The sequence below is a fragment of the Daejeonella sp. genome, assembly GCF_049655485.1.
Lineage (GTDB): Bacteria > Bacteroidota > Bacteroidia > Sphingobacteriales > Sphingobacteriaceae > Daejeonella.
In genome coordinates, this window is record NZ_JBASJU010000230.1 from 1 (window position 1) to 1,600 (window position 1,600).

At 38.9% G+C, this 1,600-nt stretch carries 2 protein-coding genes; one reads left to right on the plus strand and one right to left on the minus strand.

Translation table 11 applies throughout. From position 1 onward, the window contains the following. Positions 1-237 precede the first annotated feature (237 nt). Positions 238-1,308, minus strand: coding sequence for a mechanosensitive ion channel family protein (locus WBJ10_RS09725; protein ID WP_424289743.1), 1,071 nt, complete (start codon positions 1,306-1,308; stop codon positions 238-240). 85 nt (positions 1,309-1,393) lie between these two features. On the opposite strand from WBJ10_RS09725, the gene WBJ10_RS09730 reads away from it, so the two are divergent. After that, the coding region (locus tag WBJ10_RS09730) for a hypothetical protein (RefSeq protein ID WP_424289745.1) at positions 1,394-1,600 on the plus strand (207 nt) is incomplete at its 3' end.

The window sequence follows — 1,600 nt, forward strand, 5'->3', positions numbered from 1 at the left end:
GAGCCTGCTGAGGCGGAAGATCACAAAAAACGAAGTTTTTTATTGCCTTATTTTACACTCAAAACGGGTACGGCTGAACGATTAATAATAAACCGGGTATGACTCCAACCGTATCCCAAGGAGCAAGGCATTTTTGCTCTTAGGGTAAGGGAAATCATTTTCTTCATTTACCTGTATAGCTTTTTCCATACGATTAGAATTAAGTATGTAGGTTAAATATCAATTGTTTGATGTCGATTACTCAAACTCGGATAATTTTGGAGAGGGTACTGTGAAAAGTGTCTGAGTGGGATAAGCAAATTCTATTTGTTCAGACTCAAACCTGGCTAAAATCTCGAAATAGATTTTTTGCTGGGTATCCATAAAGACATTGTATTCGGAGCTTAAGACAAAATAAACAAATTCAAAGTCCAGACTGAAACTTCCGAATCCGGAGAAGTGTCCGCGGTCTAGTCTGGCATTATCGGTCGATTCGATAATCTTTTTAACCATTTTCGGAACTTCTTTAACCTGTTCTGCCGGGGTTTGGTAAGTGATGCCTAGTTTAAAGACTATCCGCCTCTCCTCCATTCGTTTATAATTATGAACCCGGGAATTGGTAAGGTAGGTGTTTGAGCAAATTAGTTGTTCCCCGCCAAGCGTTCGGATGCGAGTGGTCTTTATGCCGATATACTCGATATTACCCATCTTGTCGTCGACAATTATGAAATCGCCAATTTCGAACGGCCGGTCAAAAAATATTACAAAATAACTAAAGAGGTCACCAAGTATTGTTTGGGCAGCAAGTGCGATAGCAATTCCGCCTATTCCGAGCCCTGTGATCAAGGTAGTTACATCGTATCCCAAGTTATCGATGATAAATACAATCCCTAGAATCCAGATAATGATGTTTATAATTATAAGTAGCCCTTTAGCCTGTTTCTCTTCGATCTCTCTATTTTCGCGTCTTTTGATAAATGAGAAGATAAACTTCCTCACTAGCGATGTAATGATGCGCAAAGCAAAAAAGGTAATAAATAGGAGTGTAGCTATGTGAAGAACTGATAAAACTCTTGACGGTAAAATCAAAGCGTTCAACGAAATCCGAAATGCAAATAAGTAAAGCAGTGGGACGATAGAATTTTCAATTGTCGATATCAGAAAATCGTCAATGGTAGTTTTACTTTTGATAGACCATTGTTTCAGGCGTTTTAGAATTATGCGCTTAAAAACCAGGATAGCGAGAATTCCTGCGATCAGCATGAAGATTGAGATCATCCAGTTTTGGACTGAGTTATCGAAAAAAGTTCTGGTCAAAAATTGAGACATAGCCAGAGGGTTTATTCTCCAATGGAGAGGTGAACGAATGAATAATCAGGAAGCTTTATTCGGAGCAAAAAATAAAATTTGTTGGATGCTGCCTGAAATGATAAGGAACAACAATTCTCCGGGGTTGAATAAAAAAGTTTTTATGGAGAGCTTGATGCTCAGAAGACCAAAGATACGAAAAAAGAAACGGTGGATGAAACATCGGATGAATCAGGAGCCTAACTGGAGGAAGTTTTGGCTTATGATTATCCGTGAATCGACAAAAACACCGTCAGATTCCACGGTGGAGTTC